General features: G+C 71.0%; 22 protein-coding genes. 5 read left to right on the top strand and 17 right to left on the bottom strand.

The window, feature by feature from the left end:
• Nucleotides 1-17: 17 nt before the first annotated feature.
• The 9 genes from ABZ297_RS23170 to ABZ297_RS23210 all read right to left on the bottom strand — a co-directional run bounded on the left by ABZ297_RS23170 (nucleotide 18) and on the right by ABZ297_RS23210 (nucleotide 7,747).
• Nucleotides 18-797 carry an enoyl-CoA hydratase/isomerase family protein gene (locus tag ABZ297_RS23170; RefSeq protein ID WP_355349691.1) on the bottom strand — a complete coding sequence of 260 codons (780 nt, stop codon included), beginning with the start codon at nucleotides 795-797 and terminating at the stop codon, nucleotides 18-20.
• Nucleotides 794-1,720, bottom strand: a complete 927-nt coding sequence (locus tag ABZ297_RS23175) for an alpha/beta hydrolase (RefSeq protein ID WP_355349694.1) — start codon at nucleotides 1,718-1,720, stop codon at nucleotides 794-796. Before ABZ297_RS23175 ends, ABZ297_RS23170 begins: the two co-directional genes overlap by 4 nt.
• Nucleotides 1,721-1,729: 9 nt before the next feature.
• Entirely contained in the window at nucleotides 1,730-2,416 is a 687-nt protein-coding gene (locus ABZ297_RS23180) for a gamma-glutamyl-gamma-aminobutyrate hydrolase family protein (protein ID WP_355349697.1), read from the bottom strand.
• Between the two features lie 126 nt (nucleotides 2,417-2,542).
• A complete protein-coding gene (locus tag ABZ297_RS23185; RefSeq protein WP_355349700.1) occupies nucleotides 2,543-3,763 on the bottom strand; it encodes a cytochrome P450 in 1,221 nt (406 codons plus the stop codon).
• On the bottom strand, nucleotides 3,760-4,953 hold the full coding sequence (locus ABZ297_RS23190; protein WP_355349703.1) for a cytochrome P450: 1,194 nt from the start codon (nucleotides 4,951-4,953) through the stop codon (nucleotides 3,760-3,762). The genes ABZ297_RS23185 and ABZ297_RS23190 overlap by 4 nt, the downstream gene beginning before the upstream one ends.
• The gene (locus tag ABZ297_RS23195; protein WP_355349705.1) at nucleotides 4,950-5,546 is read right to left on the bottom strand and encodes an ATP/GTP-binding protein; all 597 of its coding nucleotides are present in this window, start codon (nucleotides 5,544-5,546) and stop codon (nucleotides 4,950-4,952) included. The genes ABZ297_RS23190 and ABZ297_RS23195 overlap by 4 nt, the downstream gene beginning before the upstream one ends.
• On the bottom strand, nucleotides 5,524-5,886 hold the full coding sequence (locus ABZ297_RS23200) for a DUF742 domain-containing protein (RefSeq protein WP_350805898.1): 363 nt from the start codon (nucleotides 5,884-5,886) through the stop codon (nucleotides 5,524-5,526). The genes ABZ297_RS23195 and ABZ297_RS23200 overlap by 23 nt, the downstream gene beginning before the upstream one ends.
• Nucleotides 5,883-6,281: a roadblock/LC7 domain-containing protein gene (locus ABZ297_RS23205; protein WP_355349708.1), complete on the bottom strand. Its 399-nt coding sequence runs from the start codon at nucleotides 6,279-6,281 to the stop codon at nucleotides 5,883-5,885. The genes ABZ297_RS23200 and ABZ297_RS23205 overlap by 4 nt, the downstream gene beginning before the upstream one ends.
• A gap of 11 nt (nucleotides 6,282-6,292) precedes the next feature.
• Nucleotides 6,293-7,747 (bottom strand): hypothetical protein, encoded by a 1,455-nt coding sequence (locus ABZ297_RS23210; protein WP_355349711.1) that lies wholly within the window; start codon nucleotides 7,745-7,747, stop codon nucleotides 6,293-6,295.
• 628 nt (nucleotides 7,748-8,375) lie between these two features.
• Here ABZ297_RS23210 and ABZ297_RS23215 point away from each other — a divergent pair.
• The gene (locus ABZ297_RS23215) at nucleotides 8,376-9,458 is read left to right on the top strand and encodes a globin domain-containing protein (protein ID WP_355349714.1); all 1,083 of its coding nucleotides are present in this window, start codon (nucleotides 8,376-8,378) and stop codon (nucleotides 9,456-9,458) included.
• A 33-nt stretch (nucleotides 9,459-9,491) separates the two neighbouring features.
• Here ABZ297_RS23215 and ABZ297_RS23220 read toward each other — a convergent pair whose 3' ends face one another.
• Nucleotides 9,492-10,301: a helix-turn-helix transcriptional regulator gene (locus ABZ297_RS23220; protein WP_355349717.1), complete on the bottom strand. Its 810-nt coding sequence runs from the start codon at nucleotides 10,299-10,301 to the stop codon at nucleotides 9,492-9,494.
• Nucleotides 10,302-10,485: 184 nt separating this feature from the next.
• Between ABZ297_RS23220 and ABZ297_RS23225 the strand changes: the two genes are divergently transcribed.
• On the top strand, nucleotides 10,486-10,908 hold the full coding sequence (locus ABZ297_RS23225; RefSeq protein WP_355349720.1) for a hypothetical protein: 423 nt from the start codon (nucleotides 10,486-10,488) through the stop codon (nucleotides 10,906-10,908).
• A 5-nt stretch (nucleotides 10,909-10,913) separates the two neighbouring features.
• Nucleotides 10,914-13,517 carry a DUF4132 domain-containing protein gene (locus tag ABZ297_RS23230; RefSeq protein WP_355349723.1) on the top strand — a complete coding sequence of 868 codons (2,604 nt, stop codon included), beginning with the start codon at nucleotides 10,914-10,916 and terminating at the stop codon, nucleotides 13,515-13,517.
• Between the two features lie 48 nt (nucleotides 13,518-13,565).
• Here the strand turns inward: ABZ297_RS23230 and ABZ297_RS23235 are convergent, their stop codons facing one another.
• The 6 genes from ABZ297_RS23235 to ABZ297_RS23260 all read right to left on the bottom strand — a co-directional run bounded on the left by ABZ297_RS23235 (nucleotide 13,566) and on the right by ABZ297_RS23260 (nucleotide 20,217).
• Nucleotides 13,566-14,540 carry a BadF/BadG/BcrA/BcrD ATPase family protein gene (locus ABZ297_RS23235; protein ID WP_355349726.1) on the bottom strand — a complete coding sequence of 325 codons (975 nt, stop codon included), beginning with the start codon at nucleotides 14,538-14,540 and terminating at the stop codon, nucleotides 13,566-13,568.
• Nucleotides 14,537-15,799 (bottom strand): 6-phospho-beta-glucosidase, encoded by a 1,263-nt coding sequence (locus ABZ297_RS23240; protein ID WP_355349729.1) that lies wholly within the window; start codon nucleotides 15,797-15,799, stop codon nucleotides 14,537-14,539. The genes ABZ297_RS23235 and ABZ297_RS23240 overlap by 4 nt, the downstream gene beginning before the upstream one ends.
• Entirely contained in the window at nucleotides 15,796-16,662 is an 867-nt protein-coding gene (locus ABZ297_RS23245) for a carbohydrate ABC transporter permease (protein ID WP_355349732.1), read from the bottom strand. The genes ABZ297_RS23240 and ABZ297_RS23245 overlap by 4 nt, the downstream gene beginning before the upstream one ends.
• Nucleotides 16,662-17,645 (bottom strand): sugar ABC transporter permease, encoded by a 984-nt coding sequence (locus ABZ297_RS23250; protein WP_355349735.1) that lies wholly within the window; start codon nucleotides 17,643-17,645, stop codon nucleotides 16,662-16,664. The genes ABZ297_RS23245 and ABZ297_RS23250 overlap by 1 nt, the downstream gene beginning before the upstream one ends.
• Before the next feature lie 6 nt (nucleotides 17,646-17,651).
• On the bottom strand, nucleotides 17,652-18,971 hold the full coding sequence (locus ABZ297_RS23255; RefSeq protein ID WP_355349738.1) for an extracellular solute-binding protein: 1,320 nt from the start codon (nucleotides 18,969-18,971) through the stop codon (nucleotides 17,652-17,654).
• A gap of 70 nt (nucleotides 18,972-19,041) precedes the next feature.
• Nucleotides 19,042-20,217, bottom strand: coding sequence for an ROK family transcriptional regulator (locus ABZ297_RS23260; RefSeq protein ID WP_355349741.1), 1,176 nt, complete (start codon nucleotides 20,215-20,217; stop codon nucleotides 19,042-19,044).
• A 462-nt stretch (nucleotides 20,218-20,679) separates the two neighbouring features.
• Between ABZ297_RS23260 and ABZ297_RS23265 the strand changes: the two genes are divergently transcribed.
• Nucleotides 20,680-21,759: an exo-alpha-sialidase gene (locus ABZ297_RS23265; RefSeq protein ID WP_355349744.1), complete on the top strand. Its 1,080-nt coding sequence runs from the start codon at nucleotides 20,680-20,682 to the stop codon at nucleotides 21,757-21,759.
• Nucleotides 21,760-21,762: 3 nt separating this feature from the next.
• Nucleotides 21,763-22,095: a hypothetical protein gene (locus ABZ297_RS23270; protein WP_355349747.1), complete on the top strand. Its 333-nt coding sequence runs from the start codon at nucleotides 21,763-21,765 to the stop codon at nucleotides 22,093-22,095.
• 28 nt (nucleotides 22,096-22,123) lie between these two features.
• On the opposite strand, the gene thyX is transcribed toward ABZ297_RS23270, so the two are convergent.
• Nucleotides 22,124-22,906 carry an FAD-dependent thymidylate synthase gene (gene thyX, locus ABZ297_RS23275; RefSeq protein WP_355349749.1) on the bottom strand — a complete coding sequence of 261 codons (783 nt, stop codon included), beginning with the start codon at nucleotides 22,904-22,906 and terminating at the stop codon, nucleotides 22,124-22,126.
• Between the last annotated feature and the right edge of the window lie 2 nt (nucleotides 22,907-22,908).

The raw sequence follows: 22,908 nt of genomic DNA on the forward strand, positions 1-22,908 counted from the left end.
CGGGGTGTATCACCTGGTCAGGAGAACGACGGGGGCCTCTTCTCGCGCAGCGCGCGCACACCCTCGGCCACGTCGGGGCCGGTGAACCCGAGGAACTCCATCGCCAGGGACGCGTCGAAGGCAGGGCCTGCCAGGCGCAGCCAGTTGTTGAGCGCGTACTTGGTCAGCCGGATCGCCTCCTGCGAGCCCGACGCCAGCCTGACCGCGATCTCCAGGGCCTTGTCGTGCACCTGGTCGTCCTCGACGCAGAGGCTGACCAGGCCCATCCGCTCGGCCTGCTCGCCGGTGACGGGCTCGCACAGGAGCAGGTGGTACTTGGCCTTGGCCAGCCCGCACAGCAGCGGCCAGATGATCGCGGCGTGGTCGCCGGCCGCGACGCCGAGACGGGTGTGCCCGTCGATGATCCGGGCGGTGCGCCCGGCGACCGAGACGTCGGCCAGCAGCGCGACGGCCAGCCCGGCGCCCACCGCCGGGCCCTGGATGGCCGACACGACCGGTTTGGAGCAGTTGAGGACGTTGTAGACGATGTCGCGGGCCTCGGTGAACACGCGCAGCCGGGTGGCGTGGTCGCGGGTCATCTCCTCGATCATCGACAGGTCGCCGCCGGCGGAGAACGCCTCGCCCTCGCCCCTGACCACGACCGCCCTGACGGAGTCGTCGCGGTCGACGTCGCGCCAGATCTCGGCCAGCTCGCGGTGGCCGGTCATGTCGACGGCGTTGAGCCTGCGGGGCTCGCTGATCGTGATCCTCAGGACGCCGTCGGCGGGCGTGTCGGTCTTCAGCTTCTCGTACGTCACGACGCCTCCTCCCAGGCCTGCCGCAGCCGGGCCGCGACGTGCTCGCGGGCCTCGATGGCCTGGTCGAACAGCCCTGGCAGGCCGAAGAAGCCGTGCACGGCGCCGTCGAACCTGAGCACCTCGGCGGGGACGCCCGCCCCGGCCAGCCGTCTGCCGTACGCCTCGGCCTCGTCGCGCAGCACGTCGCACCCGGCGGTCACCACGGTCGCGGAGGCCAGGCCCGCCGGCGACGGCAGCCGCAGCGGCGACAGGCGCGGATCCGCCGGGTCGGCCCCGCCCGCGTACCGGGCGACGAACCACGCCATCTCCTCGGCGTCCAGCCCGAAACCCTTGGCGAACTCGCGGTAGCTGGCGGTGTCCATGGCGGCGTCGAGCACCGGGCAGACGAGCACCTGGTGGGCCAGCCGCAGCCCCGCGTCGCGGGCCTGCCAGGCGGCCACGGCCGCCAGGTTGCCGCCCGCGCTGTCGCCGAGGACCGCCACGGCGCCGTCGCTCTGGTAGAAGGCGGGCCGGGCGAAGATGTCGCGCACCACGGTCCAGGCGTCGTCGGCGGCGGCGGGGAACGGGTGCTCGGGGGCCAGCCGGTAGTCGACGGACACCACCACCGCGCCGGTGCGGATGGCCAGGTCGCGGCCGAGCGCGTCGTTGCGCTTGACGCTGCCGAACACCCAGCCGCCGCCGTGGAAGTAGACGACCACGGGCAGCCGGTCGTCGCCCCGGTCGGCCCGGTAGATCCGGATCGGCACGCCCTCGGCCGTCTCGTCGCGGACGAACGGCAGCCGGGTCAGCGGCCCCCGCTGCGCGGCCAGCGTGTCCTGCCCGCGCATCTCCTGGATCTTCGCCAGGTCGAGCGTGGCGAGGTCGGTGTCGAGGTCCGACGGATGCAGCGCGACGTACTCCCGCGCCTGGGGGTGCAGCGGCATGATCGCAGCCTAGCGGGCCGCTTCCACGAGCGCATCGAACAACCGGCCGTCCTCGCCGCGCTCCGGATGCCACTGGACGCCCACGCCGAAGCGGTGCCCCTGCAGCTCGATCCCCTCGACGATCTGGTCGTCGGCCCACGCCACCGCCAGCAGCCCGCCGCCGAGCCTGCGCACCGACTGGCGGTGCGGCGCGACGACCTCCACCTGGTCGCCGACCGCCTTGCCGAGCCTGCTGGACACGCTCACCTGGATGACGTGCGGCGTGCCGGGCTCGGCGTGCCGGTCGTGGTCGAGGACGTCGGGCAGCCAGGGGATCAGCGTGCCGCCCTGGGCGACGTTGAGCACGTGCATCCCCCGCTCGACGGCCAGGATCGGCACGTCGGCCTGCACGGCCGCGCGGGCCAGGGCCAGCTCGAACCGGTCGCGGTGCGCCTGCGCCTCGGCCGCCCGCGCGTCCTGCTCGCCCCCGTAGGCGGCGGCTCCCACCTCGACGCCGCCGGCGAGCACGATCCCGCGCAGCTGACGCACGTAGTCGTCGACGGCGTGCAGGTTGATCGGCGGCAGCACCAGCGGCGCCCCGCCGGCCCGTTCGACGGCCTTGGCGTAGGCGGGCGGCGACAGCACCGCCTCCCGCACCCAGTCCCCCCAACGGGCGGCTTCGAAGTAGGCGGTGATGCCGATCAGCGGTCGGGACATGCGATCTCCAGGGGCGTGCAGGAGTTCGTGCCGCCAGATGGGCGACAGTCACTAGCCCATCATGGCGCACACCATTTCGCTTATGTCACATCTCCCGAAGATCCCTGCTCCGGGTGGGCGCCGTAGCTAGCCGTGTAGCTGGACGGGCAGGGCGGCGACGGAGTTGGAGAACAGGGACGGGACGGGGGCGAGCTGCTCCGGGGGCACGGCCAGGGCGAGGTCCGGGTACCGGGCGAAGAGGGCGGGCAGGGCGATGGCGGCCTCGAGGCGGGCCAGCGGGGCGCCGAGGCAGAGGTGCGGGCCGCCGCCGAACGACAGGTGCCTGCGCTGTTCCCGCATGATGTCGAAGCGGTCCGCGTCGGGCCCGTGCTGCCCCGGGTCGCGCCCGACGGCGCTGTACGGGGCCAGGATCGCCTCGCCGGCGGGGATGGTGACGCCGGCGATCTCGATGTCCTCCAGCGGGTAGCGCGCCATGAAGTTGCCGATGGGGGCGTCCCAGCGGAGGGTCTCCTCCACGACGGCGGACCAGGTGTGCTCGCCGCCCGCCAGCGCGACGGCGCGCTGGTCGGGGTGGGTGAGCAGGGCGCGGACGCCGTTGACGATCAGGCTGAGGGTGGTCTCGTGGCCGGCCGCGAGCATGAGCCACATGGTGCCCACCAGTTCCTCGTCGGTGAGCCGGTCGGGGTCGTTCTCCTGGGCGGCGAGCAGGTCGCTGATGAGGTCGTCGCCCCGCTTGGCGTGGCGGGCCTCGACGAGCCGGTTGAGCAGGAGGTAGATGTCGCGCTGGGTGGCGATGACCTCCTCGGGGGCGGTGGTGGTGCGGAAGATGCTGTCGACCAGGGCGCGCAGCTCGGGGCGTTCGTCCTCCGGGACGCCCACCAGCTCGCAGATGACCTGCATGGGCACCGGGTAGGCGAAGTGCAGGCGCAGGTCCACGGACCCGTCGGCGGCCGCGCACCCCGGCAGGTCCTCCAGCAGGCCGGCCACGATCTCGGCGATGCGCGGCCGCATCGTCTGGACGCGGCGCGGGGTGAGGGTCTGGGTGACGAACTTGCGCAGCCGGTGGTGCTCGCGCCCGTCGGCGGTGACCATGTTGGTGACCTTGACCATGCCGATCAGCGGCCAGTCGTCGGGGATGTCGCCCTGGCGGATGGCGGTCCAGTTGCGCCAGTCCTTGCTGACCCGGCGGTCGGTCACCAGCGCGGCCAGTTCCTCGTGGCGGGTGACGGCCCAGGCGTGGATCTCCCCCGGCAGGACGACGCGCACGACGGGCCCCAGCTCACGCAGCTTGGCGGCCTCGCCGTGGTGGTCGGTCCCGGTGGGGTCGAGGGTGACAACGGGGATCATGAGCGGTCTCCAATGAGGGCGGTGCTGAAGTGAACGGGCAGCGAGGCGGGGCAGCGCGTCCACGGCGAGGGGTGCGGGGTCAGCTCTGCGGCGTCCACCGCGAGGCGCAGGTCCGCCAGCAGGTGCAGCGCGGTCTCCACGGCGGTGCGGGTGATGAGCCGGGCGGGGATCGGGGCGGGGCACACGTGCGGGCCCGCGCTCCAGGCCAGGTGGGCGCGGTTGCCCAGCTCGATGGTCTGGTCGCCGTTGTGGACGCGGGGGTCGGAGTTGGCGGCCGACAGGCCGAGGATGAGCGCGTCGCCCCTGGCTATGCGCTGGCCGCCCAACTCGGTGTCGCGCAGCGCGTAGCGGGCGGGCATGTTGGTCATGGGCGGGTCGCGCCAGAGCACCTCGTCCAGGGCGTCGTCCACGCCGAGCCGCCCGCCGCGCAGCCGGCCCGCGAAGCGCGGGTCGGTGAGCATGAGCCGGAGCGTCTGCGCGATCCAGGTGGTGGTCGTCTCCTGGCCCGCGGAGATCATCACCACCATCGACTGCAGCACTTCGGCGTCGCCGCGCAGGTCGGGGTGGGCGAGGAAGCGGCTGGTGAGGTCGTCGGCGGCGGCCTGCTTGCGGGCGTGCAGGATGCCGCCGAGGATCTCCTCGAACTTGCGGTTGCCCGCCTGGGAGTCCTCAGCGCTGCCGAACAGGGCGCGCAGCGCGGCCAGCAGCTCGTGGCCCTGGTCGGTGTCGAGCCCGAACAGGTCGGCGATGGCCAGCATGGGGATCACGGCGGCGTACTCGCCGACCAGGTCGGCGCTGCCCCGCTCGGCGAAGCCGTCGATGAGCTGCCTGCACATCGTCTCGACGGCGCGGCGCATGCGGCGCTGGTCGATGGCGGCCACGCCGTCGTCGAGGGGGCGGCGCAGGCGGCGGTGCTCGGCCCCGTCGGCACCGACCACGTTGGGCCGCCAGAACATCATCGGGCCGAGCCCCGAGTCGGGCGGCACCACGCCTTCCTGGAACAGCCGCCAGTTGCGGGCGTCGCGGGAGTAGAGCTTCTCCTGCCGGGTGATGGTGAGCAGCTCCTGGTAGCCCATGACGAGCCAGGCGCCGACGCCGGGTTCGAGCTCCACCCAGGCGACGTTCCCCCACTCGCGGCGCAGCTGCCGGAACAGATCGGGGCAGGAGGTGGTCGCGGAGAGCGGAGTCATACGGTGGCCTTCTGTGCGGTGAGTACGTGCTGGACCAGGGCGATCAGGGCCTCCACCGAGGAGTGCCTGTTCCTGGCGTCGCAGTCGATGACGGGGGTGCCCGGTCGCAGGTCCAGGGCCTCGCGCAGCGCCTCGGAGCTGTGCCGGCCGGAGTCGGGGAAGTGGTTGACCGCGACGGCGAACGGCAGGTCGTCGCGCAGTTCGAGCTGGTCGAGCACCTCGAAGCTGCCCTCGAGCCGCCGGGTGTCGACCAGCACGAGCGCGCCGACGGCGCCGATCGCCAGGCCGGTCCACAGGTCCCAGAACCGCTGCTGGCCGGGCGTGCCGAACAGGTAGAGGGCGATGCGGGGGCTGAGCGTGATGCGGCCGAAGTCCATGGCGACGGTGGTGGTGGCCTTGCCTTCGAGCCCGGCCAGGTCGTCGACGCCGATACTGGCCTCGGTCATCGTCTCCTCGGTGCGCAGCGGCTCGATCTCGCTGACCGAGCCGATCAGCGTGGTCTTGCCGACGCCGAAGTCGCCCACGACGAGGATCTTCACGGCCTGCTGGACCGTGTCGGGCAGGTAGCGGTCAGCGGAGCCTGCGGAGCCCATTCAGCACCTCCTGCAGGGTGTCCAGGTTGGGACGGGTGGCCTCGGGGATGCTGGAGCGGGCGATCAGATGTCCCGAGTCGACCAGGTCGGAGGCCAGGACGCCGACCACGCTCAGCGGCAGCTGGAGGTGGGCCGCCGCCTCCACCAGCGACAGCAGCCGCCCGCACATGCGCAGGAGGTCGCGCTCCTGCCGGCTGGCCGAGACCGGCAGCGGCTTGTCCGTGTCGGCCGCGACGAGCAGGGTGTCGATGCCGATCGTGTTGCGGGACGGGCGGGCCCTGCCCTGGGTGAGGACGTACGGCCGCACCGCGCTGTCGTGGTACTCGCCCTGGCCGCTCATGTCCTGGTGGAGCCGCGTGCCGGGGTGCTGAAGTTCCGCTCGCCGATCCTGTTGACCTGGGCCTGCATCTGCTGCGCGATCAGCCGGGGGTCCACGACCGGATCGGTGATGACGACCAGGTGGGAGCCGGTTCCCGCCGACCGGGCGAACAGGAAGCCGCCCTCGAAGCCCACCATCAGCTCCCTGACGGCCCGGCTGTCGGAGCCGAACTCGCGGCCGACGCTCTGCGCCAGCGACTGCAACCCGGAGCAGGCGGCCGAGAGGCGGTCGGCGACGTCCCTGTCGGTGCCCGGGGAGCGGGCCTTGAGCAGGCCGTCGGAGCTGAGCACGACGGCGTGCCGGACTCCCGGGACCCAGACGACCTCGGCGATCATCCAGTCCTGATCTTGCTGCATCCGTTCCTCCGTCATTGATCGTTCTGTTCGCCGGTCCCGTGGTCGAAGAAGGCCGCCATCCAGGCGCCCGCCTGCTCGGGGGTCGGCTGAGGCGCGGAGGCCGCGGCGCCGTCCGTGCTGTTGTGTGTGCTGTCGTCTGTGCTGCTTTCCATGCCGCCGTCGGAGCCGGCCGTCCCGCGTCGTGAGCGGCGGCGTGGCAGCCCGTCGTCGCCTCCCTGCTCCTCGGCGGACGGGGCGGCCTCGATCGGCTGCGTGTCGTGGCGGGGGGCCGTCTTCGGCAGCGCGTGCACGGGTGCGGGTTCGAGCGTCTCGACGACCTCGCCGGGCACCAGCACGACCGCGCGCACCCCTCCGTACGGGGAGGGCAGCAGGTCCGCCAGGAACCCGTGGCGGCGCACGTAGTGGCCGATCACCGCGAGCCCGGTCTGCGGGATCTCCCCTACCTCGCCCACGTCCACCGGCCTGCGCCCGGACACGATCTCGCGGGCCTGCTCCAGGTGGTGGTCGTCCATGCCGACGCCGCCGTCGTCGATCTCGATGACCGCGCCGCGCTGCACGTTGCGGACCGCCACCAGCACCTTGGTGGACGGCGGCGACGACTGGGTGCCGTTGGCCAGCAGCTCGGCCACCAGATGGATGAGCGGCTCCACCACGTGGGCGGCCGCCGCGGTGTCGGGGTCGCCCGACACCTCGACGCGCTTGTAGGCGACGATCCTGGACGCGGCGGCGCGCACGACGTCCACCAGGGCGAGCGGCTTGGGCCACTGCTGGCCCGGCCACTCGCCGCACAGCACGGCCAGGCTCTGCGCGTGCCGGCCCTGCTGGGCGGCGGCGTGGTCGACCTGCATGGCGGCCTCGAGCACGTCCGGGTTGTGCGAGTGCCGGTCGGCCATCAGCGACACCGTCTCCTGGATGCGGTGCGCGGACGTCTGCACCCGCCTGGCCAGGGCCAGGGTGGCCAGGCGCAGCGACTCCCGCCGTTCCCGCTCCTGCTTGGCGACGTCGGAGACGGCGTCGAGCAGGTCTTCCAGGCGTGCCGCCGCGTCCTCGTCCAGCGCGCTGTTCTGGCGCGGCGGAGGCACGGCCGACTCGCTGATCACGGCCGGGATCCTGGCCTCCACCAGGTACTTGATCGCCTCCTCCAGCGCCGAGGAGCGGGCGTTCACGTGGTTGCCCCACTGGGAGTTGCGCTGCTGCAGGTGGTGCTGGAACTCGGCCTCACGCCGCTTGGTGGCGGCCTCTCGCTGGGCCAGCGCGCGCTCGGTCTCGGCGCTGCCCTGCCGGAGCCCGGCGACCGCCGCCAAGGTGACCAGGGCGAGGACTCCCGCCGCCACGGACGCCCAGATGGCGCCCGGTCTGCTGTCGACGATCGTGGCGGCGAACGCGCAGACGGCGACGGCCACGGGGAGTGCCAGGGTGGCGGGCCAGAGCCAGTGCGGCTGCCGGGAGGTTTGGGAACGTGCCATGACTGCCTTTGCGGGATGGATTGGCGTGGCGCGGCGCGCGGCTGGACCAAGATCCGATTATGTCCACTTCACAGAATCAGTCAACTTAATCCCCGACAATCGTCAGATATATGGCAAAGATGCTAAATATCCCCTTTGTCGCTCATGTACGACTTCCGGGAGCGCTCCCCGCCCGCCGGCGGCCCCGCCCCGTGAGCGGGGCCAGCGGGTACCGGCACATCGCCGAGAGCGGTCCGCCAGGCGGCGGGCCGCAGGTGGCATGGCCGACGACACGCCACCCCCGGCGCCCGGCAGCGCATCCCCGTCGAGGCGACAAATGACCGGGAAAGCGAACACGATAAACATTCACTTTAGATCCCGATAAATCGTGACAGCGTGTGCACGGAAAATAACAGCGCCATTACGGAAAGTTCTTGTTCGCACCCCATTGGGGTGAAACGGTTGTGACGCCCAGGACGCGGTGTAACACTCATTTTTGAGCGTCTGGCTGAGCCGGGGCCCTCCGGACGCTCGTCACCCGGAGCCGTCAGGGAGGTGGCAAGCTCGTCCGGAATGTCATTCCGGACTATAGGTGGGGGTCGTTGGAATGTCGTTGAATCCGCGCCTGGTAAAAGAGAGTTTCTCCGTCGTGGAACCGCTGGCCGACAAGGCGGCGGCCTACTTCTACGGCCGGTTGTTCGCCGAAAGTCCGCACTTGCGGGGCATGTTCCCGCCCGCGATGGACGTCCAGCGTGACCGGCTTTTCAGAGCGTTGACCCGCGTCGTGTGGAGCCTTGACAGCCCCGACAGCATGGCCTCCTTCCTCGGCCAGCTCGGACGCGACCACCGCAAGTACGGCGTGCTCGCCGAGCACTACACGGCGGTCGGCAACGCGCTGCTCGCTACCATCAAACGGTTCGCGGCGGACGTCTGGACGGCCGAGATCGAGGCGGCCTGGGTCGCCGCCTACTCGGTCGCCGCCGACCTGATGATCAAGGCGGCCGAGGCCGACGCCGGGGTGGCCCCCGCGTGGTGGCTGGCCGAGGTGATCGACCACGAGCTGCGCACTCCGGACATCGCAGTCATCACGCTCCGGCCCACGCAGCTCCTGCCGTACAAGCCGGGGCAGTACGTGAGCGTGCAGACCACGCGCTGGCCGCGCGTGTGGCGGACGTTCTCCATCGCGAACGCGCCCCGCGCGGACAACACGATCAGACTGCACGTCCGCTCGGTGTCGGGGGGCTGGGTCTCGACCGCGCTGACCAGCCACACCCGTGTCGGCGACACGATCATGCTGGGCCCGCCGATGGGCACGCTGACCCTGTGCGAGCGCAGCGCCCGCGACGTGCTCTGCGTGGCGGGCGGCACCGGGCTGGCGCCGCTGAAGGCCATCATCGAGCAGGTCATCTCCTCGGACAGGCGCCCCAACGTCCATCTGCTGTACGGGGCGCGCACCGCCGACGAGCTGTACGACCTGCCCGACCTGATCCGGATGGAGTCCTCCTACCCGTGGCTGCGGGTGCTGCCCGTGGTGTCGGGGCAGCCGTCCTACGACGGGATGCGCGGCCACCTGCCGGAGGTCACGCAGCGCTTCCGCTCGTGGGCCGAGCACGACGTGTACGTCTGCGGCCCGTCCGCGATGGTCAACGAGACGGTGCGGCGGCTGCAGACCGACGGCGTGCCCCTGGCGCGCATCCACCGCGACGTCGTCCAGTCGGAGGGCGAGCCGTGATCTGACGGACGGACGGGATCAGGACGGACGGGGTCAGGAGGGCCGCGGGCTCGGCTGGAAGGCCGCGGCGGTCTCCTCGTCGTTGGGCCAGAACGTCTCGATGGCCAGCTCCGAGACCGTCACGTCCACGGGCGTGCCGAACGTGGCGATCGTGGTGAACATCGACAGGATGCGGTCGCCGTGCCTGACGCGCAGCGGCACCAGGATGTCGGCGGGCCCGGGCACGTGCGCGACGTTGAGGTTCACACCCGGGTAGGTGTAGGCGGCGAGCTCGTCGTGCAGTTCGGCCAGCCGCCCGTCGCCGGACGCCTCGGCCTGCCTGCGCAGCTGGTACAGCAGGTGGGCGCGGACCTCCGGCAGGTTCGCCAGCTTGCCGCCCATCGCGTCGGGGTGCAGGGAGAGCCGCATCACGTTGATCGGCTCCTCCAGCAGCTCCGCCGGGACCCCGTCCATGAACATCGCCGCCGCGCTGTTGGCCGCCACCAGGTTCCACTCGGCGTCCACGACCAGCGCGGGGTACGGCTCGTGCCCGGCGAGGATCTTGTCGAGCGCCTGCCGCACCACCTGCATCTCAGGCGCGCGCACCGCCCGCTCGGGGAACACCGGCGCGAACCCCGCCGCCATCAGCAGTCTGTTGCGGTGCCGCAGCGGCACTCCGAGCTCCTCCGACAGTTTCATCACCATCTCGCGGCTCGGCCGGGCACGCCCGGTCTCCAGGAAGCTGATGTGCCGGGCCGACACGTCCGCCTCGATCGCCAGGTCGAGCTGGCTCACGCGGCGGCGCTGCCGCCACGTCCGCAGCAAATCACCAAAAGTCTCTTCTTGTACGGCAACTGCTCCCATACCAGGCCACGTTACCGAAAGCAGGGAAGCAGCACGATTACCTCCCTGGTAATCAGGAGGCGCAGGTCATCAGTGGACCGTGGGGCGAGGTGAGCCCTGCGCGCGAACGCCGCGTCCCGTCACCCCCTGACGGCGGGACCCCGATATGGCCAGGCTGTCAGCCCGCTGTTCTATGGTGGCGGCCATGGTCGACATCGAGGTGCGCAGCCGGATGCCCGGCAGGTCCGGCGATGACCTGCCAGCGGTGCTGGTACGGCTGGCCGACGAGGGCACGACAGTGCGGGAGCTGATCCGGCGCACGGTCGAGGAGCAGATCCGGGAGCTGCGCGCCGACGCGGCGCGCTGCCGGCAGATCCTCGACCGCCAGTACCTGTCCAACGACGATCTCCGGACGCAGGCCGGCACCGGTGCGATCAGGATGCCGCCGCAGGTGCCAGCGGACCCGGACGTGACCACGGAAGTGGCCCGGGCGCACCGGGCCTTCGCCCGGGGCGCCTTCGTGGTCTTCGTCGGCGGACGGCAGGTCGTCGACCTGGACGAGGAGGCCGCGCTTCGGCTCGGTGAGCCGGTCGTGTTCCTGAGGCTGGTCGCGCTGGCGGGAGGCTGATTACGGTGGAGCGATCCGTACCAGAGATCTACATCCACGTCGTCCACGAACAGCGCGAGGCGCTGTGGCGGCTGGTGGACCAGGCGCGGGTCGCGGCGAAGGCCGGCGACCTCGCGGGCCTGCGGGACACCGCCGAGGAGATCCGGCTCCGGATCAAGCAGGGCGACGACCAGACGATCGGCAACCTGGCACCGCACGTGGGCGATATCGTCGCGGAGGTTGACGAGCTCTACGACGCCGGCTTCCCGGTCGACCGGCCGGACGACATCACCGGCCTGCTGGCCGCGCCGTGGCCGACGGCTCACCGGAAAGCCCTGCTCGCCACGTTCCTCGGGCGCGACGTCCGCCACCGGCTGCTGCTGGACGAGGTGGCGGAGCGGGCCATCGCCACTACCGACACCCACCTGCTGCGGGTGCTCATCTCCACCCCACTGGGCACCCTGCGCCGGGAGACCGTGGCGCAGATTCTCGACACGCTGCACCGGGCCGGCGCCCTGGACGCCACCGTGGTCGAACGGGCCTTCACCGACGACCGCTACCTCGGCTACGCCATCATCGGCCAGTCGCCGAGCGGCGACGCGACCAGCCCGCCGCTCGCCTGCGCGGACGCCGTACGGAAACACGTGGACGCGCTGACCTGGCGGCTCGTCTCCGCACCAGCCCCGGCCGACTGGGACGAGCTGCCCAAGGTGCCGGTGCCCCGCGGCCTGAGGTTCGTCCGGGCGGCGCTGACCTGGCACGGTGACCAGCGGGTGGCCGACCACCTCGGCGTGGCGGAACTGACCGACGAGGACCGCGGCGCCCTGCTCGACCTGCTGCGGGATCGGCCGGTGGAGGAGCAGCGCCGAGCGTTCGGATGGCGGCTGCGCGCGGGTGACGCCGACGCGTTGCTACCGCTGTTCGGCCTGGCACGCGCCGCGCCGTTGCTGCGCCTGATCCGGGCGATGCCCGTCGGCGAGGCCACCCGCCAGGACCGGGCCGTCCTCCTCGCCGCGATCGAGGACGCCGGCGCGGACGCCGCCCGGCGTCTGCTGGAACTCGAACCGAACGAGCTGGTCTCCGCGGTCATGGGGTGGAACCGCGCCCAGGTGCTGAAGCGCGTCAAGCACAACGCGCTGCAGGGTATCGCCGCGTTCGGGATGCTGCCCCTCGGTCCGGACGAGACGGTCCTCGACCGCTACCTGGCGTTGCGCGAGTCCGCGAAGAAGGGCGCCAAGCTCGGCCCCAATCGCAGACACAGCCACGCCGCCGCGATCGCGGTCGCCCTCGATCACTTGGCGCAGGTGGCCGGCGTTCCGGAGGCGAGCCGTCTCGAATGGGACTGCGAGGCGCGCATCGCCACCGAGACGCCCATGGAGGCGAAGGTCGGCGACTACCAGATCGCGTTGCGGTTCGACGGCGCCGACCCGGCGATGACGGTCAGCCGGGCAGGCAAGGCGCTGAAGTCGGTGCCGGCCGCCGTCCGCGCCGACCCCGGCTACCAGGAGCTGCGTGAGCACCAGGAGCGACTGCGGGACCAGGCTCGCCGGATGCGGACCAGGCTGGTGGAGCGGCTGGTCGCTACCGCCGGTACGCTGGCGCCGGACGAACTGGCCCGGCTGCTGTCGCTGCCCGCCGGTGCGGCGATGCTGCCCGCGCTGCTCTGGCGGGACCAAGCGGGCGTGATCGACCTGCTCGACCAGGTCGACACCACCGGCCCGGTCACCGCCGTCCACCCCGTCGAACTGCACGAGCGGGGGGCGCTCGCCGACTGGCAGGCGGAGATCGTGCGGCGTCGCCTCCGGCAGCCGGTCAAGCAGGCGTTCCGGGAGTTGTATGCGCTCACTCCCGCGGAACGCGAGGCGGGCGACGTGTCGCGGCGGTTCGCCGGTCAGACGGTCAACGGCAAGGTGGCGGGCCAGTTGCTGTCCGGCCGGGGCTGGTCCACCCACGGCGAGTACGACGACCACCAGGCGACCCGCGCCGTCGGCGACAGCCTCATCGCTGCGCTGCGCTGCGACTTCCACGGCTACTTCGGGATGGGGGACGTCCTTGTCGGCGAGATCCGCTTCCTGACCGGCGCCCACCGTGACCCGGGCCGTCACGGCGCCCCGACCGGCTCGGGCAGCGTCGGCGGCACACCAGTGCCGCTGGTCGACGTGCCGCCGGTGGTGTTCTCCGAGGTAATGCGAGACCTGGACTTGGTGGTGTCGGTCGCCGGCACCGAGCCGGAAGCGTACCTGTCGCCGGCGCAGGCGGCGAGTCGGGCGCAGGTGCTCGCGGCGCTCATCGCCGACCTGAGGCTGGCCCGGGTCACCGTCGAAGGGCACTCGGCCGTGGTACGCGGCACCCGGGCGACCTACCGGGTGCATCTGACCAGCGGCAGCATCCACGTCGACCCGGGCGGCTACCTCTGTGTGGTGCCCGCCTCGTTCGGCGCCACGGCGCACCGGCGGCTGTTCCTGCCGTTCGCCGACGAAGACCGGATGACGAGCATCATTCTGAGCAAGGTGCTCCTGCTCGCCGAGGACGAGAAGATCAGCGACCCGTCGATCCTGACTCAACTCGACTCCCTCACCGGCAAGGCCGCTACCTCCCCCTCGGGGAGCCGAACAGGGGAGCCGGTGTGAGCCGACTCCCCTGGACCGCTTCCGCCCTCCCGCAGATTCCGCAGGCGGTCAGCGGAGGCTGTCGCGCAGGCGGTCTTCCACCTCGGCTGCCGCGCCGATCTCCTGAAGGCCGAGCAGCGCGGCGCCCACGGCCGGGGGTACGTCCACCACCAGCGTCTCGGCCTTCGGAGCGGTCTGACGACATCCGGTGCGGATACGGTCGAGCAGGTACTGATCGCCCGCCGCGAGGATGCCGCCCCCGAGCACGATGTCGACCGGGACGTCCAGCAGGTCCAGTCGGCGCAGCGCCGCCGACGCGAGCAGGACCACCTCCTCGGCGAGTCGATCGACCACCTTGGTGGCCACGGCGTCCCCGGCTCGGGCGATGGCCAGCAGCTGCGGGTTGAGCTCCTGCAGCCGGGTCCGGCGGACCTCCCCGAAGTGGAGCTGTTCGACCAGCTCGGCCACGGTGGACACGCCGAAGTGGGCGAGCACCGCTGGTCGCAACGCGGTGTCGGGGCCTCGGCCGTCTTCGGCCCGCACGGCCCGCCACAGCGTCTCGTCACCCAGGAACAGGCCGCCGCCCCAGTCGCCGGACAACCGGCCGATCGCCGGGAACCGCAGGGTTCTGCCGTCCGGTGCCACGGCGACACAGTTGATGCCCGCCCCGCAGACCACAGCCACCCCGTGCCCGCGACGGGTGCCGGCGCGCAGCAGTGCGAAGGTGTCGTTGTCGACGGTGATCCCTTCGGACCAACCCAGCTCGGCCAGCGCCCGTGTCAGCGCCTCCTGCTCGCGGCCGAAGTCGACTCCGGCGAGGTAGGCCGCCGTATGCCGGACGTACGGAGGCCGCGCTTCGGGATCGACCTGCCGAACCGCCTGCTGGACCAGCGCGTCAAGGGTGGCGGCGCTGGCGGCGACGCCCACACTCTGCGCCGACGCCCCCGGACCTCGCACCTGCGACAACACGGTGCCGTCCGCCGCGACGAGGAGCACGTCCGTCTTCGAGTTGCCGCCGTCGAGCGCCAGTATCGCGTCGATCACTTCGCCGCCCAGGGCAGGAAGTGGCGGTTGACCGCGACCAGCCGGTCGGCCAGGGTCGTCGCCTGCTCGATCTGGCCGATGAGCGGGTGCGCCATCAGCGCGTCGAACACCCGGTCACGGCCGCCGTACAGCGCCGCCTCCAGGGCCAGGTTCTCGTACGCGGTGACGTGGGCGATGAGACCCGCGATAGCCGGCGGAAGCGGAGCCATCGGCAGGGGCGCCGGGCTCGCGCCGGTGATCCGCGCGGGGACCTCGACGACGGCGTCGGCGGGCAGGAAAGGCAGGGTGGAGCCGTTGCGGGTGTTCACCACCTGCACATCTCCCCGGCCGGTCAGCAGGGACGCGACCAGTTGCACCGCCGCCTCCGAGTAGTAGGCGCCACCCCGCTGCTCCAGCAGAGCCGGCTTGGCGACCAGGCTCGGATCGCGGTACAGGTCGAGGAGGTCGTGCTCCAGCGCGGCCACGTCCTCGGCCCGTGGAGAGCGGACGCGCTCCTCGGCCACGATCTCGTCGTGACGGTAGTAGTACTTCAGGTAGTACGACGGCACCGCGCCGAGCCGGCGCATCAACGCGGCGGGAAGCCCGACGTGCTCGGCGAGCTGGTCGGCATGGTCGGCCAGCAGCCGGGGGAGCACGTCCACGCCGTCGACCCGTACCGCACGCACCCAGGTGAGATGGTTGAGGCCGACGTGCTCCAAGGCGACCGTGTCCGGGGCGACGCCGAGCTGCCCGGCCACCCAGCGCTGGAAGGTGATGGCGACGTTGCAGAGCCCCACCGCGCGGTGACCGGCGTTGAGCAGCGCCCGGGTGACGATCCCGACGGGGTTGGTGAAGTCGACGATCCAGGCCTTCTCGCCGGCGATCTGCCGGACCCGGTCCGCGACGTCGAGGACCACCGGCACCGTGCGCAGCGCCTTGGCCAGGCCTCCCGCGCCTGTGGTCTCCTGGCCGACGCACCCGCACTCCAGTGGCACCGTCTCGTCGGTTGCGCGGGCGGCCTGGCCGCCGACGCGCAGTTGGAGCAGCACGGCGGCGGCACCGTCGACGCCTGCCTCCAGATCGGAGGTGAGGCGCAGCTTGGCCGGATGACCCGCGTGATCGAGGAGGCGGCGCGCGAACCCGCCCACGACCTCAAGACGTTCCATGTCGGGGTCGACCAGCGCGATCTCCTCGATATCGAGGCCGGCGTGCCGATCGGCGATCCCGCTTACCAGTTCCGGGGTGTAGGTGGAGCCGCCCCCGATGACGGTCAGTTTCAACCCTTGACTCCTGTGAAGGTGATGCCTCTGACGAAGGATTTCTGTGCGAAGACGAAAAGAAGGATCACCGGCAGCATGACCACCACCGTGGCGGCCATGGTGAGGTTCCACTGCACCTGGTGTGCGCCCCGGAAGGACGCCAGCGCCAGCGACAATGTCCAGTTGTCCGGGTTCTCCCCGGCGTACAGCAGTGGACCGAAATAGTCGTTCCAGGTGTACATGAAGCAGAACAGGGACACCGCGGCGATGCCGGGCCGGGTCATCGGGAGCAGCACGCGCAGCAGCGTCCGCAGGTCGCCGCAGCCGTCCACCCGCGCGGCGTCCAGGTAGGACTGCGGGATCGTGAGGAAGAACTGCCGCAGCAGGAAGATGCTGAACGCGTCGACCAGGAAGTACGGCAGGATCAGCGGCCACAGGGTGCCGGTGAGGTGCAGACGCGCCCACAGGACGTAGAGCGGCACGGCCAGGACCTGCGGCGGGATCATCATGGCGGCGATCACTACCAGGAACGCCACCTCGCGACCCCGCCAGCGCATCCGCGCCAGGGCGTACGCGGCCGGCACGCTGGAGACCAGCATCCCGGCCGTGGCCAGCAGCGAGTACATCACGCTGTTGCCCAGATACTTCAGCAGCGGCGCGGTGCGGAACACCTCCGCGAAGTTCTCCGGATGCCAGGAGCGCGGCCACAGATCGGCCGTCAACGCCTGCCGGTCGGACATGAACGCGGTGAGCGCGACGAAGACCAGGGGCAGCACGAACATCACCCCGATCGCCAGCGCGATGCTGTGCGTGGCGATCCAGCGCAGGACGCCGCGCCGCCGCGGGCCTCTCGTGGTGGTGCCGCTGGTGGTGAGAGCGGCCATCACGCCATCCCCTCGGCGTGTGCCCCTCGGCGCAGCCGGTGGACGAAGAGCAAGGTGAACACCGTCGAGACCGCGAACAGGACGATCGACATGGCTGATGCGTAACCCATGTTGTAGTAGTGGAATCCCTGCTGGTACAGCCAGACGGGGAAGGTCAACGTCGAGTTGTCGGGGTAGCCGATGACCCGCTGGCTGCCGGCGATGTCGGCCGACCCGGAGGCCACCGAGGCCGCCACCACCGCCTGGGTGAAGTACTGCAGCCCCAGGATGATGGAGTTGATCACCCCGAAGACGAGCACCGGCGCGATCGACGGCAGGGTGATGTGCCAGAACCGTCGCAGCGAACCCGCGCCGTCCAGGCCCGCCGCTTCGTAGAGCTCACCGGGCACGTCGAGCATCCCGGCCAGCAGGATGATGATCAGCTCGCCCGAGACCCACAGGGTGAGCAGGGTGAGCCCGGGCTTGGCCCACGCGGGGTCGCTGAACCACAGCGGCCCCTGGATGCCGAACCAGCTCAGCACCGTGTTCACCGGCCCGGTACCGGGATTGAAGAGGAAGGTGAAGACCAGGGTGGCCGCCACCGGAGGGGCCAGCGCGGGCAGGTAGATCAGCGTCCGGAACAGCCCCGCACCGTTCCTGATCCTGGCCAGCACGGCGGCGACGCCGGTCGCGAAGATCAGGCGCAGCACGGTGATGACGACGACCAGCCACACGGTGTTGTAGGCCGCCTTGCGGGCCAGGGGGTCCTGCGCGACGAGGAAGGCGTAGTTGCGCAGTCCGACCCACACCGGGGTATTGAGCAGGTCGTAGCGGGTGAAGGAGTAGTAGACGAGCGCGCCGAGAGGGTAGGCGAAGAAGACCGCGAAACCGATCAGAGCAGGTGCCATGAAGGCCAGCGGCCGTACCCAGTGCCCCGGCCGTGGCCGGGTCCATCCGGCGAGGACGAACCTGGCCGCGCGCGCAGCCTGTGGCTTGGTGGTCATCGGTGGTCAGCCGCCGAGTTGCGCGTCGGCGTCGATCTGCGCGGCGGCCTTCGTCAGGCCCGCCTTCAGGTCGGGCACGCTGCCGCCCTGATAGGCGGTGGCGAAGTCTTCAGCGGTCTTGATGTAGGCGCCGCCGTTCGAGCTGGCCGGGTTGGTGGCGAGGTTCGGGCTGGCGAAGATCTCCAGGAAGGTCTTGAAGTGCTCGTCCTGCTGTAGCGTGGGGTCCTGCAGCGCGGGGACCGTGGAGGGGACGTTCTTGAGCCCCTGGGCCAGCCCCTGCAGGGCGGCGGTGTCCGTCGACAGGTACTTGACCAGCTCCCACGCCGCGCCAGGGTTCTTGGCGCCCTTCGGGACCCCGATGATCGTGCCTGTGGTGTAGCCGCCTCCGTACAACTCGGGCTTGTTGTCCGCGACCGGGAACGGCGCGGTCGCGTAGTCCAGGTCCGGCGCCTCGGCCGCGATGAAGGCGGTGCGATACTCGCCGTCCATCGCCATGGCGATCTGGCCCTTCTCGAAGGCGTGATCCGGTGAGTACTCCTGGCCGAGACCGGCCGTGAACTTGGCCAGCTTGTCGCGGCCGTAGAAGTCGGTGAACTTCTTCGCCCATTCGAGCATCGCCTGCCACTGGGGGTCCGTGCCGAGGGCGGACTTGCCGTCCTGGCCCTTCCACTGCACGCCCCAGTTGGCCGCCCACATCTGCACGTGGTTGGAGTAGAAACCGATCGTGGGCACGAACCCGGCGACCTTGATGGACCCGTCGGGGTTGAAGACCGTGAGCTTCTTCGCGTACTCGAACAGCTCCGACATGGTCTTCGGGGGCGTGCTGATGCCGGCCTTGGCGAACATCGCCTTGTTGTAGTAGAGGCCGTACACGTCGGCGAGCAGCGGCATCGCGCACCGCGCCCCCTTGAACTCGGTGTACGTGCGGGTGGCGGCGGGAAGCTGGTTCAGATCGAGCTTGTCGCGGGTGATGTAGGGCTTGAGGTCCTGCCAGGCTCCGCTGGAACAGAACTGGCCGATGTTGTCGGTGGAGAAGGAGATGGCGACGTCGGGCGGGTTGCCTCCCCGGATCGCCTGAGCGACCTTGTCGTCGTCCTGGCTTCCGCGGTTGTCGACAGTGATGTTGGGGTGCTTTACGTGAAAGCCGTCCAGCGCCTTCTGGAGCAGTCCCAGCTCGCGACCGCTGAACTTGCTCCAGACGCTGAGGGACACTTTCTCGTTGGCGGCCGGCGCGTCCGCCGTGCCTGATGAGCTTGTCACCGCGCCACATCCGCCCGCGATCAGGGCGAGTGCCAGGCACGCCGTCGCGACACCGATTCGTCGCATTGAACCCTCCAAGGGGGGAAACTGCCGACCCGCCACCGTGGCCGGGTCAAGGGGGGGGCGAGATAAGCCATCAGGAGGGGATGGCGAATACCTCTTCACGCGCTTGGGCCAGGGCCAGCCGCAGCGCGCCTGAGCGGACCGGGTTGCCGGTCACCAGGCTTGGTTGGATGTCCGGTCGGGGCAGGACGAGGTCGGCCAGTTCGTCGGCGACCAGGCCGCACAGGGCGCTGCCGCCGGCTCTGCCGACATCGCCCGCGAGGACCACGAGTTCGGGATCGACGACGGACACCACTCCTGCCACCGCCAGCGCCACCCGGCCGGCCACGTCGCGCCGGAAGGCGGCACAGGCGGCGGGGTCCGCGCCGAGATCCCCTGCGAGGAGCTTGTCCAGCTCGTCTCCGGCCAGGCCGTGCGTCCGGGCCAGCTCCGTCAGCGCGTTGCTGCTGAGCACGTCGCCAACCCGCTGCCGGTGAGTCACGGCTTGGCCGCCGGTGGCCCGCGGAGCAGGGCAGGGCATCCAGTCGATCTCACCGGCGCCGCCGGACGCCCCTCGCAGCAGGCGTCCCTCGGAGACCACCGCGGCGCCGGTTCCTCGTCCGATCCAGATCAGCACGAAATCGTCGAGGCCCACCGCCCGGCCGACCGCCATCTCGTCGAGCGCGACCAGGTTCACGTCGTTCTCGACCGTCACCGACGTGGCAAGCGATCCGGCCAGCCGTTCCAGCACGTCGAAGCCCTGCCATCCGGGCAGATGCGGGGCGAAGCCCAGCAAGCCGGTCCGCCTGTCCACGGAGCCGGGCAGCCCCACGACGACCCGCCGCAGTTCTCCGGTGGCCAACCCCACCTCGCCGGCGGCGAGGGCGACCGACTGGCGCAGGTCCTCCACGCCGAGACTCGCGTTCTTCTCGGCGTGGTAGCGGTACTCGGCGACGATCTCCCCGCAGATGTCGGAGACCGCGACGTCCAGAGTCTGAGGGGTGAGGTCGACGGCCGCCACGTAGGCCTGCGCGCCGTTGACCGACCAGAGCTGTGCGCGCGGCCCCTTGCCACCCTCTCGGAATCCCGCGCGTCGCACGTGGCCGCTCTTCTCCAGGCGGAGCAGCAGGTCAGCGGTCGCCGGCTTCGACAACCCGATGTGCGACTCGAGCTCCAGACGGGTGAGCGGCCCTCGCTCGAGCAGCGCCAGCAGCGCCACGCGATCGTTGATCTGGCGCAGCAACTGGGGGCTTCCCGCGCGCTCTCCCACAGCCTTCTCCTCTACTGTCTGGGAACTTCCCAGATAATTTCGAGGAACGTACTTCCGCGCATCGACCCACGTCAAGGGGTTTCGGTTTGGCCTTTGCTCCCGCGGCGGAAGCGTTATAAACGCAGAGGGCGGCGCACCTCGTCGTGCGCGTCGGCCCGCAGACCGTTCGTCCGGGGCTGGGAGCGTACGGGCGATGAGGGAGGCGTCGACGATGTCGGTGACGCACTCGCCGCGGCCGTAGGCGGTGTGGCCCCAGCCGTCGTAGGGAGGGAGAGCCGGCTTCCGTCGTCCCGCGACAATCGCCGCAGGTCATCCCTTTCCCTATCGACCCACCCCGACCCCGTTGGACTCACCGGCCCTACCTCCCAGGTAATCGGTCAGCAAATCGCGCAGTCCTCAGCGGTGCCCGCCGCCGCATGTCACGATGGCCAGAAGCGAACATGAGAGCGATGGGAGCTTGGTATGAGCGACACGATGCTCGCGATCGGCACCCGCAAGGGCCTGTTCCTCGCCCGTTCGACGGACGGCGGCCCGTACGAGGTCGAGCCGATCCGGTTCTCGACGGTCGCGGTGCCCGCGGTGGCGATCGACACGCGCGGCGCCACCCCCAGGCTGCTCGCCGGCATCGAGTACGGCCACTTCGGCCCGTCCGTGATGTACTCCGACGACCTCGGCGAGAGCTGGCAGGAGGCGGAGCGGCCGCCCATCGCCTTCCCCGAGAAGACCGGGGCCACGCTGACCAGAGTGTGGCAGCTGCTGCCCTCGCCGTCGGAGCCCGGCGTGGTGTGGGCCGGCGCCGAGCCGGGCGCGCTGTTCCGCTCCGAGGACGGCGGCGTCACCTACCGCCTGGTCGAAGGGCTGTGGGAGCACCCGCACCGGGAGCGGTGGCAGCCGGGCGGCGGCGGGCTCTGCCTGCACACGATCGTCAGCCACCCGACCGACCCCGCGATCATGGGGGTCGCGGTCTCGGCGGCCGGCTTCTACCGCACCACCGACGGCGGCCTGACCTGGCAGGCGGCCAACCAGAACATCCGCGCGCCGTTCCTGCCGGAGGGCCGGCAGTACCCGGAGTTCGGCCAGTGCGTGCACAAGGTCGGCATGGACCCGTCGCGGCCCCGGCGGCTGTTCCTCCAGCACCACTTCGGCGTCTACCGCAGCGACGACTTCGGCGGCACCTGGCAGGACATCGGCTCATCGCTGCCGTCGGACTTCGGCTTCCCGATCGTGGTGCACCCCTCGCGGCCCGACACCGTCTACGTGCTGCCGCTGCAGGCCGACATCGACCGCACTCCGGTCGGTCACCGCTACCGCGTCTACCGCAGCGACGACGCGGGCGAGAGCTGGCAACCGTTCGACCGCGGCCTGCCCGAGGGCCCGGTGCACGCCGCGGTGCTGCGCGACGCGCTGACCGCCTCGCAGGCGGGTGTGTTCTTCGGCACCCGCGACGGCGAGGTGTACGCCTCCCACGACGACGGCGAGAGCTGGTCGCAGGTGGCCAGGCACCTGCCGGACGTGCTGACCGTCCGCGCGGCGGTGCTGTAGTCGATGAGCGAGTCCTTCGCGGTGCCGTTCTCGATGCCCGTCACCATGGTGGTGTTCGTCCTGCCCAACTCGCTGCGCCGATGGGTGAGCGGAAGGAGCGAGGTGAAGGTCTTCGCGGTCGGCGCCGACCGCGACACCCCGCCCACCCTGGGCTCGGCCCTCGACCGGCTGCGCCGGGCGCATCCGCTGCTGGAGGAGCGGTTGCGCGACGACTACGGCCGTATCCGCCGCCACATCAACATGATCGTGTGCGGCGAGAACGCGCGCGGCCTCGGCGACCTCGACTGCGCGCTGCCGCCCGGCGCCGAGGTGTACGTGCTCCCCGCCCTCACCTAGACCCGCGCCCAGAGCGCCGGCGCGCTCGCTAGACCTTGCGCCAGCCGGGGATCCAGGCGCCGTCCTCGACCACGTAGTCGCCGAAGAGTGCGGGGGCCTCCTTGCGCATCAGCTCGCCGATGCGCTGGAACAGCAGGCGGATCTCCTCCTCCGCACCGACCGCGGTACGGGCCTCGATCGTGTGCCGCAGGGTGCGGACGTTCGCGGTCCACACCAGCCCGGTGGCCAGCCCCTCCGGCGCGAACCTGCGCATGAACGAAGTGCGGTGCTTCTTCTCGGAGAAGGGCACGCCCTCCTCGTCGAGGCCGAAGTGGTCGGCCATCCAGAGCTGGAACTGCTCCAGCTGCTCCAGGACGGCGGTGGCCCGCGTCATCAGCTCGGGGTCCTGCTGGGCCCACTCGGGGAACCAGAACGGCAGCTCGTCGAGCCGGACGAAGCGCAGCGACTCCTGGGAGATGGCCACGCCGGGGCGGTGCCGCACCAGCTCGTGCGTCAGGACGCGGCTGACGTTGTGCAGCACGAAGCTGAAGCTGACGTGCTCCAGGACGGAGCCGTGGGCGCTGGCCAGGATGTTGCGGAGGTAGTCGTCCTGCCTCTCCCTGATCCTGACCACGTTCGGGTTGAGGCCGGGCTCGAAGGATCGGTAGCAGAGCCGGCCGGCGAACTCGGCGAGGTTCTGCGCGTCGAGGTCGCCCCGGTCGAGGCGTTCCAGCCAGCTCTGCCCGCCGACCTCGCCCAGGTAGCGGGCGAGCTCGTCGTAGTCCAGCTCAGGACGGGCGACGATGAAGACCTCGGGTTCGACGGTGCGCATGG

Origin of the sequence: Nonomuraea sp. NPDC005983 (genome assembly GCF_040614375.1) — a bacterium.
Taxonomy (GTDB): Bacteria; Actinomycetota; Actinomycetes; order Streptosporangiales; family Streptosporangiaceae; genus Nonomuraea.

Coding starts and splice junctions, on each gene's coding strand:
- ABZ297_RS23185 (WP_355349700.1), bottom strand. CDS start 3,763: ATGATCCCCGTTGTCACCCTCGACCCCACCGGGACCGACCACCACGGC.
- ABZ297_RS23190 (WP_355349703.1), bottom strand. CDS start 4,953: ATGACTCCGCTCTCCGCGACCACCTCCTGCCCCGATCTGTTCCGGCAG.
- ABZ297_RS23270 (WP_355349747.1), top strand. CDS start 21,763: ATGAGCGAGTCCTTCGCGGTGCCGTTCTCGATGCCCGTCACCATGGTG.
- ABZ297_RS23205 (WP_355349708.1), bottom strand. CDS start 6,281: ATGCAGCAAGATCAGGACTGGATGATCGCCGAGGTCGTCTGGGTCCCG.
- ABZ297_RS23175 (WP_355349694.1), bottom strand. CDS start 1,720: ATGCCGCTGCACCCCCAGGCGCGGGAGTACGTCGCGCTGCATCCGTCG.
- ABZ297_RS23250 (WP_355349735.1), bottom strand. CDS start 17,645: ATGACCACCAAGCCACAGGCTGCGCGCGCGGCCAGGTTCGTCCTCGCC.
- thyX (WP_355349749.1), bottom strand. CDS start 22,906: ATGCGCACCGTCGAACCCGAGGTCTTCATCGTCGCCCGTCCTGAGCTG.
- ABZ297_RS23220 (WP_355349717.1), bottom strand. CDS start 10,301: ATGGGAGCAGTTGCCGTACAAGAAGAGACTTTTGGTGATTTGCTGCGG.
- ABZ297_RS23200 (WP_350805898.1), bottom strand. CDS start 5,886: ATGAGCGGCCAGGGCGAGTACCACGACAGCGCGGTGCGGCCGTACGTC.
- ABZ297_RS23225 (WP_355349720.1), top strand. CDS start 10,486: ATGGTCGACATCGAGGTGCGCAGCCGGATGCCCGGCAGGTCCGGCGAT.
- ABZ297_RS23265 (WP_355349744.1), top strand. CDS start 20,680: ATGAGCGACACGATGCTCGCGATCGGCACCCGCAAGGGCCTGTTCCTC.
- ABZ297_RS23195 (WP_355349705.1), bottom strand. CDS start 5,546: ATGGGCTCCGCAGGCTCCGCTGACCGCTACCTGCCCGACACGGTCCAG.
- ABZ297_RS23255 (WP_355349738.1), bottom strand. CDS start 18,971: ATGCGACGAATCGGTGTCGCGACGGCGTGCCTGGCACTCGCCCTGATC.
- ABZ297_RS23180 (WP_355349697.1), bottom strand. CDS start 2,416: ATGTCCCGACCGCTGATCGGCATCACCGCCTACTTCGAAGCCGCCCGT.
- ABZ297_RS23210 (WP_355349711.1), bottom strand. CDS start 7,747: ATGGCACGTTCCCAAACCTCCCGGCAGCCGCACTGGCTCTGGCCCGCC.
- ABZ297_RS23245 (WP_355349732.1), bottom strand. CDS start 16,662: ATGGCCGCTCTCACCACCAGCGGCACCACCACGAGAGGCCCGCGGCGG.